Annotated in this window: 6 protein-coding genes and 2 pseudogenes; all 8 read right to left on the minus strand. The window is 48.5% G+C overall.

The annotated features are described in order from the left end of the window. Positions 1 to 39: 39 nt before the first annotated feature. Entirely contained in the window at positions 40 to 720 is a 681-nt protein-coding gene (locus IQ270_RS25595; RefSeq protein WP_193975983.1) for a J domain-containing protein, read from the minus strand. A gap of 432 nt (positions 721 to 1,152) precedes the next feature. Further along, positions 1,153 to 2,115 (minus strand): cysteine synthase A, encoded by a 963-nt coding sequence (gene cysK / locus IQ270_RS25600; protein WP_193975984.1) that lies wholly within the window; start codon positions 2,113 to 2,115, stop codon positions 1,153 to 1,155. 56 nt (positions 2,116 to 2,171) lie between these two features. Then, positions 2,172 to 2,612, minus strand: coding sequence for an Rrf2 family transcriptional regulator (locus IQ270_RS25605; RefSeq protein ID WP_193975985.1), 441 nt, complete (start codon positions 2,610 to 2,612; stop codon positions 2,172 to 2,174). A 236-nt stretch (positions 2,613 to 2,848) separates the two neighbouring features. Beyond that, a complete protein-coding gene (locus IQ270_RS25610) occupies positions 2,849 to 5,119 on the minus strand; it encodes an iron uptake porin (RefSeq protein WP_193975986.1) in 2,271 nt (756 codons plus the stop codon). A gap of 290 nt (positions 5,120 to 5,409) precedes the next feature. Next, complete coding sequence (locus IQ270_RS25615) at positions 5,410 to 7,056, minus strand: HD family phosphohydrolase (protein ID WP_193975987.1); 1,647 nt, start codon at positions 7,054 to 7,056, stop codon at positions 5,410 to 5,412. 163 nt (positions 7,057 to 7,219) lie between these two features. Further along, a pseudogene (locus IQ270_RS25620) lies at positions 7,220 to 7,501 on the minus strand (4a-hydroxytetrahydrobiopterin dehydratase). 478 nt (positions 7,502 to 7,979) lie between these two features. Further along, a complete protein-coding gene (locus IQ270_RS25625; RefSeq protein ID WP_193975988.1) occupies positions 7,980 to 8,324 on the minus strand; it encodes a hypothetical protein in 345 nt (114 codons plus the stop codon). Between the two features lie 181 nt (positions 8,325 to 8,505). Continuing rightward, positions 8,506 to 8,639, minus strand: a pseudogene (locus tag IQ270_RS25630) (photosystem II protein D2); the annotation flags it as partial.

Below are 8,639 nucleotides of genomic sequence, written 5' to 3' on the forward strand. Positions count from 1 at the left end.
CTCTCCCATTCTCCCCCTCTCCCCCTGTCCTTCAACTAACTAAGTTCTAATTTTCAATTCCTCCTGTGCTTCCCGCCGCAGTCTAGAGGCAATTCTAAAAAGTTCTTGACCTGTGTGCAAATGGCGATCGTCATAATTGAGGGTAAATAAATGCAATTCTTCTATGCCATCTCCCACTTGATTGATGCAGTAGTAAAGATGGGCAGCAACTCCGGCTACATTAGATGGATTGGGCATGGATCTGAGAAAGTTATGAGCTTTTTCAAGAAATTCGCTGCTGGTTTCGATATATGCTTGAAACTTTTCGATCAGTTCGTCATCGAACGGATCTGCTGACAATTCGTTTATTTCCTTTTTAAGCGGTTTCAAAATGCTGTTGAGCATTCGATTGACTGGTTTGTATACTTTAATCAGCCACTGTTCCATTTGCTCGTCGGCATCCCGGGCTGTTTGCTGTCGCTGGCGGCTGACGTTTGGCGCGTAGGGTGATTGCTGTTGGCTTGACTGGGAAATTTGGCGATCGTAAGATTGTCTTTGCTGGGCATCTCCTAATATTTCATAGGCTGCATTGAGGCGGACAATCTCTTCGTGACCGGCTGTTTTACTATGGCTATCTGGATGAAATATTTTGACTAAACGGCGGTATGCTTGTTTAATCTCGGCTTGCGTTGCTGTTGGGCTAATTTTTAGCGTTGTGTAGTGATTGGTAACGGAAGACACGCTCTTATTTCCTTGAAATATAGATAATCCGTGAAAAAATGCTTGACAAAAATATCATTATCTGCTATGATTTTAGGTATTTAGTTGATATAAATGTCAAAAAATGTAGGTAAAAAACCTTATTTTTTAAATTAGCATAAATCTATTTTAGAAACACATTGATTTTTGACAAGTTTGTAGTCAGGATTTGAGTCGATCGGGACTCAGATCGTTTCCGGTTGCGAATGATACCGAGGACGCGGCGCGGCGTGCTGACTGCGGGTAATATTTGTGGGTAATATTAATTCGGATGCTGCGACAGTTGATATCAAATCCTGATTACAAAAAACGGAGATCGCCGACAATTTGGACTTGATACAGTCTAAAAAAAGTAGAGCAGGGCGTATATTGTACGCCTGCTCTTAGTTTCTGCGATTCTAGGGCGCAGTTTGTCTAGTTGAGGGCCATCGCGAAATTCTGTTCTGGATCTTGAAACAAGGGAGTGCTCAGATAGCGTTCGCCGAAGCTAGGTTGAATCATCACAATCAATTTCCCTGCATTTTCGGGACGCTTGCCGACTTTCAAAGCCGCACAAAGTGCTGCACCGCTGGAAATACCGGACAAAAGTCCTTCTTCTCTGGCCAAGCGACGCCCGTAGTCGATCGCCTCGTCATCGGTAACAACTATCACCTCGTCGATCGCATTGACGTTGAGCACCGGCGGCACAAAACCCGCACCGATACCTTGAATTTTGTGAGGCCCGGGCTTTCCGCCCGACAGTACCTGACTGTTTGTCGGCTCAACGGCGATCGCCTTAAACTCGGGTTTCCTCGACTTGAGTACCTCTGCAACACCCGTAATCGTACCGCCAGTGCCTACTCCAGAAATCAGGAAATCCACCTCGCCGTCGGTATCTGCCCAAATTTCCTCAGCCGTTGTCGAACGGTGAACGTCCGGGTTGGCTGGATTCCGAAACTGCTGCAACATATACGCATTCGGAGTTTTGTCTACAATCTCTTGAGCGCGGCGGATGCAGCCGCTCATGCCTTCAATGCCGGGAGTCAATTCTAGTTGAGCTCCGTAAGCTCGTAACATCGATCGACGTTCCGTACTCATTGTATCCGGCATGGTCAAAATCAACTGGTAGCCCTTAGCCGCTGCCACCATTGCCAGAGCAATTCCGGTATTGCCAGAAGTCGGTTCTACTAAAACCGTTTTGCCGGGAGTAATCAGCCCTTGGGCCTCGGCTTGATTGACCATATTCACACCAATCCGGTCTTTTACCGATGCTGCCGGATTCATGCCTTCGAGTTTTACCACAATTCGAGCCAAGCAGCCTTCGGCTTGGGGAATGCGGTTGAGCTGCACCAGGGGCGTGTGCCCCACCAATTTTGTAATGTCGGTAGCAATACGCATAATTTGTATCTGTTTGTTGTTGAAAGTGAATCTTAATTCCTAGCTGGACATACTAACTAGATGTAATACATGATATCGAGCTGTCGCCTGCCATTGCGTTTTTCGCACATATCCTGTAGTGTGTATTTTTGCAAAACCGAGTTGGCAATCGATCGCGCTTCTTGCCAAACTTCCCAAATCACAGCACTTTCTACAGTTTGAGCAGGCGAGTCTTTTTGGGAGCGATCGAATTCTGAGCCTTCGAGACAGTTGATAATTTCCAGGAGTGTAATTTTCCACGGTTCCCTGGCCAAGATATAACCACCCTTAGCTCCTCGCTGGCTGCGAATCAGCCCGCAGCGTCTCATTGTAGCCAGCAACTGTTCTAAATATCGATCGGGAATATTTTGCTGAGCCGCTATCTGGCGAATTTGCAGAGGCTCGCCCTCATCGTAGCAATCGGCAAGCTCCAGCAAAGCTAAGATTGCGTATTCGCTTTTACAGGAGAGTTCTACCATGATTGCTTTGTTAACCAGAATTCTCTAATCCGAAGTCACACATTAAAATTTCCTCAATATTGAGTTCAAAATTCTAACTCCTACCTTCTTATTATACCCCGGTTTTCCACTGAACTTAATCGACTTTGATTTGAATTCCTCCACCGCACAAAAAAGCCCTGCAATCAGCAGGGCTAAATTTGGCTAGATTTGCCAGCAGAGAGGGTATGACCCGCCCTGCCTCATCTAATCGGCTCTTAGAACGTGAAAGTAGTTCTCAGAGTACCAATAATGATGTCGTCGTTACGATCGTTTTGATTGGGGTTGGTAATCCAAATCACGCCCGGAGTCACAGCAATGTTGTCCGAAAGCTTGAACTTGTAGAAGCCTTCCAAGTGCCACGACTGGTCATTTCTGAAGTTATCCAAATTGCCGGGAGCCTCAAGTTTATCCAAGTAAGGCTCGCGACCTACAACAAAGCCCAGCAAGTTGCCTTCTTTTCCTAAATCGGGCAAAGCCAAGGTGACAGCGTAGTTCCAAATTCTCGCATCGCCGACGCCGAGAATGCGAGCATTGGTTAAACCGGCCCAGCCGCCAATGACAAATCTCGGGCTGAGGCGGAACGAAGCCTGGGCACCGTAGGAGTTGCTGACAACTTTCCGAGCTCGGAAGCCGGGGAAGCCGTCGCTCAAACCGTTGAGGGAGTTAGCCACGCCGGTACCAGTGAAACCGCCGAGATTATCGGGGCCGCTTCCCAAAGCGTTGTCAAACCCGAAGTTACCTCGGCTAAAGTAACCGTGGTTGTAGTTGAAAGCAACTTGCAAGTTGCGTCCGGGGGTAAAAGTCAACTGTCCCATCGCGGCGTAGTCGCCGTTGAACAAGCCTGAACCCTTAGCAGGATTGGCTGCACTTGAGGCCAAATAGCCGAAGGACAGAGAAGTCGGGCCGAACACGCCGCCCAGCAAGCCCCTGCCGCCGAAGGCATAGTCAAAGCCGATACCCGCACCGCCACCCAAGCGGTAAATCGGGTTGCGCTGTCCGAAGGTGCTCAGGGAGCCGTTACCACCGTCAAAGTCTTCAAAGTAAGGGTTGACCGTCGGCAGAATGTCGTCCCAAACGCCAGCGTTAGCTGCCAGGGTAACGTTGAGCCTGTCGCCCACTGGGAACTTGTATAGCAAGGTGTCTAGTTGAAAAACGTTGTCGGTTCTGCCGACAAAATTCCAAGTTTGAGCGCCTTCGCTGGTAGCCCCAACGTTAAATCTTTGACCGTTGCCGACTTGAAGCCTGGTGAGCAACAAGTCTCTGCCGGTGAAGCTCGTATTTAAATTGAGACGTACCCGCTGTTGGAAGACTGTCTCATTGCTACCCCTGCCGATGATTCTGTCATTGTTTCTGCCAAACAAGCCATCGGAGCCGCCAAAGTCGTCGCTGAGGGCAAAAATTGCTTCCCCAGTCAGTTTGGTAGTAGTTGAGAATTGGTTGGCTTCGAGTTCGGATGTCCGAGTTTCGAGAGCATCGACGCGGCCGCGCAGGGTCGCCAGTTCAGCTGCAAATTCTTCTTGGAGGCGTTGGAGGGCTGCCAAGTCATCTTTCGTAGCTAAGTTGCCGCTGCCTCCTCTGATTAGCTCGCTAACCTTGTCTAAGCAAGCGTTTAAACCGGCGGCGAATTCGTAGCGGGTCATGGCCCGGTTGCCGCGGAAAGTACCGTCGGGATACCCGGCAATACAGCCGTAGCGCTCGACTAGGGATTGCAGTGCTTGGAATGCCCAGTCTGTGGGCCGCACGTCGGAAAGTTGGGATACTGAGGTCACTTGACCTTGAGTTTCGCCACCTGCTGCACCTTCGCTGCTGTATTGGTTGAGTTGCTCTAATGTGGCGGCTGGGTTTTGAGCTTGCGGTGCGGCAGTTTGGGCTACAGATTCAGCCGGTGCTGTTTGGGCTACAGCTTCAGCCGGTGCTGTTTGGGCTACAGCTTCAGCCGGTGCTGTTTGTTCTGCTGGCGCTGCCGCTGTTTGTTCTGTCGGGACTGCTGCTGCTGGGGCGGTAGTTTCTAATTGAACTGCACCCAGGATCTCTGAGGTAGCGGTAGCTGCAGGGGCTGCATTGTCTAGTTTGGCTGCTTCAGAATTTTCTAGTGGTTGAGCCGCTGCTGGTTCAACTGCTGCTAAAGATTCAGTTGCAGGTTGTGATGCCGCTTGGGGATTTTCCGCTGAGGGGGCTGTGTTAGCGGAGGCGATCGCGCTTTCTGTTGCACTCTTGTCGGAAGCTGCAATCGCTGGCTCTGTTTTGATGCGTGCTGCTAGGGAATTTTCTTCGACTAGATCGGCCGCTGCGGTAGTTTCCTCCACAGCAGAAGGAGCATTGACTTTCGCTTCCGAGGTTTCAGCAGTTTCAGCGATTGCAGCTTGAGGCTTGATCGCATCAGCACCGGGCTGAGCGTTTGCTGCCATCGCGCTCGAAGAAACTACTAGGGTAGCTCCTAAGACTGCTGGGCTGATTAATAGGTAACTCCACAAAAATTTCGACATATTCACTCTCATCCTCACACCGATTACAGAGAAACTTTTCTAGTGTTCTATGCGGTCAGTAGTTGCTCGACTAGCATACTGCAAAACTACACCTAAAATTCGCTTTTTCTTGGGATTTTTTACGGCTGACTGAGTGTATGGATGCGGTCGGCTGATGCACAGAGGGTGTTTTTACCCCTGCCATCAACTGCCTCAAAACCCTACTTTACTTAGGCTGTCGGTTGATTTGACGGCTGACACTCAGAATCCCGATCGCCTCTCTACTTTTTAGCACAGTACGCCCGACTCGTCTACGCTGATTCGACTTTAGCATCCAAGCTGTGTCCTAGGACGCTAAATACTTGGCATTGATCGAACAATTCTAACAAGTCTGCGTTGATTTTGTGGTGAGCTGCTTCTTGTCGCAAAATTTTCATTGCTGCATCTGTGCATAGAGCTCGTTTGTAGGGACGATCGCCTGCTGTCAGGGCGTCGTAAATATCGGCGATCGTCATTAGTTGCGCTTGAATCGGGATTTCCGAGTTTTTCAATCCTCGCGGATAGCCTGTACCGTCTAGTTTTTCATGGTGTCCGTAGGCGATTTGGGGAACATTTTTTAGATCCTTTGTCCACGGAATTTGGCTGAGAAATTCGTAAGTGTGAGTTACATGAGATTCTATTGCCGATCGTTCTTCCGGTGTCAGGTTGCCTCTGGACACCATCAATTGCACGATCTCCTCGGGACTCAGCAGGGGTTTAACTGCCCCGTCGATATCTGTGTAAGTTTGCCGAGAAAGTTCTCGCAGTTGAGCTAGGGGTTCTGCTGTCAAAATGTGAGGTTCGTTTGCCTCGATCAGAACTTCCCAATATTGAGCCAATCTGGTTTTCGCTTCTGCTAGGTTGGTGTCTAGCTGTTCTATTTGCTGGCATTGACTACATTCTGGCTCTTCGCTCGGATGTTTTCGGTAGGCTGAATGTTCTAGCAAGTATCTATATTTAGACTGGGCGCATTCGAGTTCCATTGTCCGCTGAGCTAAGCCAAATCGGTGGCGGATGATTTCTAGCTGTGCGGGATAGAGCTTTTTTTGTTTGGTCAAAACTGCTTCTGGCACTCCGATTTTGCCAAAATCGTGCAGCAGGGCGGCGTAGCGAATTTCTTGAATTTGGCGGTTGTTAAAGTAAACTGAGCGCAGCCATCCGCTGCTGACAGCGTTTACTTCTTCTGACAGGCGTACTGTGAGGGCTGCGACTCGTTCTGAATGGCCGTATGTACAGGGGTCTCTTGCTTCTATGACTTGCACTGAGGCTTTGACGAAGCCTTCAAACAAGTGTTCTATGCTTTCTTGGAGTTGATTGCGTTCGATCGAGATTGCTGCTTGAGATGCTAGCGATCGAACTATCCTTTCTTCCCACAAAGAATACTGCTGCGTCGATTCCCAGGCATTCTCGGCTGTCAGCACTGCATCTGCCTTTGTTTTGCGGTTGATCAATTGCAGTACGCCGATTGTCTCGCCCTGTCGGTTTTGCATCGGCAGCACCATTACCGAGCAAGTGCGGTAATTAATATCCCTGTCAAAACTGGTATCTAGCTGGTAAGGTACGCCTGGGGGTAAGTCGTAGGCATCCGACAGGTTCAAACTTTGACCTGTAATTGCTACGTAACCCGCCAAACTTTTGTCTGTCAGCGGCAGTGCAAACTCCTTAAACGACAGTCTGGGTTTAGAAGCGTTTTGAGCCACCTTGAACAGCAGCTTGGATTTTTCGTCGCTGCGATCTACTAAGTAAACGCTGCCCGCGTCGCTGCTGGTGATTTCCCTACTTTTGGATAAAATCAAATGTAACAAACCGCCTAAATCTTGAGCGCTCGACAAAGCAGCGCCAATATCCAGAAGCTTTTCTATAAGATCGGTTCTTTCAGCAGACTCGTTCAAGAACTCTGGCTTTTCAAATACGATCATGGTCGGATGATGGCTAATAGCCTTTTATACATTGGACTTTTGGCATCTCGACTTTCTCTCACCCGATTTTAACCCAGAGTCGATTTTTTATTTGCGAGCTTTCCGCTATCGGGGACTGTCGCTAGATGATGCAGCGGTTCCTGTTGGACAAACGGGAACTCTTTTAATCTAGCGTAGAAAGGACTTGGGCCAGCGCCCAGTCTTTCTCAGTTAAGCCTCCGGCATCGTGAGTTGTCAAGTTAACTGTTACTTTGTTATAAGAGATTTCTCTGTCTGGGTGATGTCCTGCGGCTTGTGAGGGGGCAACCAACTTATGCACTCATGCGATCGCGTCGATAAAATCTTTAAATAAACGGGTACACCGAAGTTGCTTTCCTTTAACCGTCCAGCCTGACAATTTGCTAGCGCGCTCTTGAATTTCAGTATCGTTAAGTAGGTCAGCCATATTTTTTTTTGTATTTTGGGATGAGCCGTGGCAGATTCACAGTCCTCCTGGGGAAAATCCTACCAAAAACTATCCGCTCTCACCAATAGTGTTGGGACCCAAGTTTTAATACTCGAGATGTAACACTATTTAAGGTGAGAGCGGTCTAGCGGGTCTTCAGATTAGAACCTGACTGCCGGGAGAATCCCTAGATCAGCCTTCGGGTGGAAGTCGTTTCCAGTTGGCAACGACGGCTGACTGCTAGTGAGCGGCCCCGGCGCACAGCCGGTAGTTTCCAATCTGATGACCCATGCATTTACTACTTTCTATCATGGGCATCACCTCCAAGTTTTACTAAATGGTTTATATTTGAACGCACCTCATCTTAATCTGAGATTAAGTATGAGGGTTTGTGTGCTACCAATTGGCAGCATTACCAGAAGAACCTGCGTTCTGAGTCTCGTTCTGGTATGCACAATTACTAGAATAACACAAGGAATTACAAGTGGGGGATGCAAATTGACAATTTTGCAAGATCGGGGAAATTTACGGCTGCTGCAAGGTTTTGGCTCTCTACAGCGAAGGGGCGATCGACCTTTTGAACCGATTGCAGATATTTGATTCGGAAGCTGGGATCGAAAGCGGGGTGCAAAGCGCCAAATGTGCGATCGATATTCTTGCCAGATAGGGGGTTGACAAATGCGCCGATGCCGTCGGCTGGAGAGACTTGTCCGAGGGAACGTCTACATCTGGCGATCGAATCGATAATTTGACTAGCATTTTTGCATAAATCTTGGCTCGATCGAGAAACCCCAGATGTCACGATCCTTGACGTAGATAACACAGACGCCTTTTAAGAAAGTTAGCCGGCACAATTGTCATGCGGCCGAGAATACTCGATATTCTCATAATTGTCATAAAAAGCTCCTGCCGATCGGCAGGAGCTTTTTAAACATCAAGGGTAAAGCCTAAACTAATTTATCTTACCCTTTTAAAATGTTGCAGCTTTTGGTATTTTGCCCAGATTACAGAGCGTTACCGCGAGGCAGAACTTCTTCAGGGAAGATGAAGTTTTCGTGAGGTTGGTCTGTTGGAGCCATCCAAGCACGAATGCCTTCGTTAAGCAGAATGTTCTTAGTGTAGAACGTTTCAAACTCAG

Source organism: Microcoleus sp. LEGE 07076 (genome assembly GCF_015207455.1).
Taxonomy (GTDB): Bacteria; Cyanobacteriota; Cyanobacteriia; order Cyanobacteriales; family Microcoleaceae; genus Microcoleus.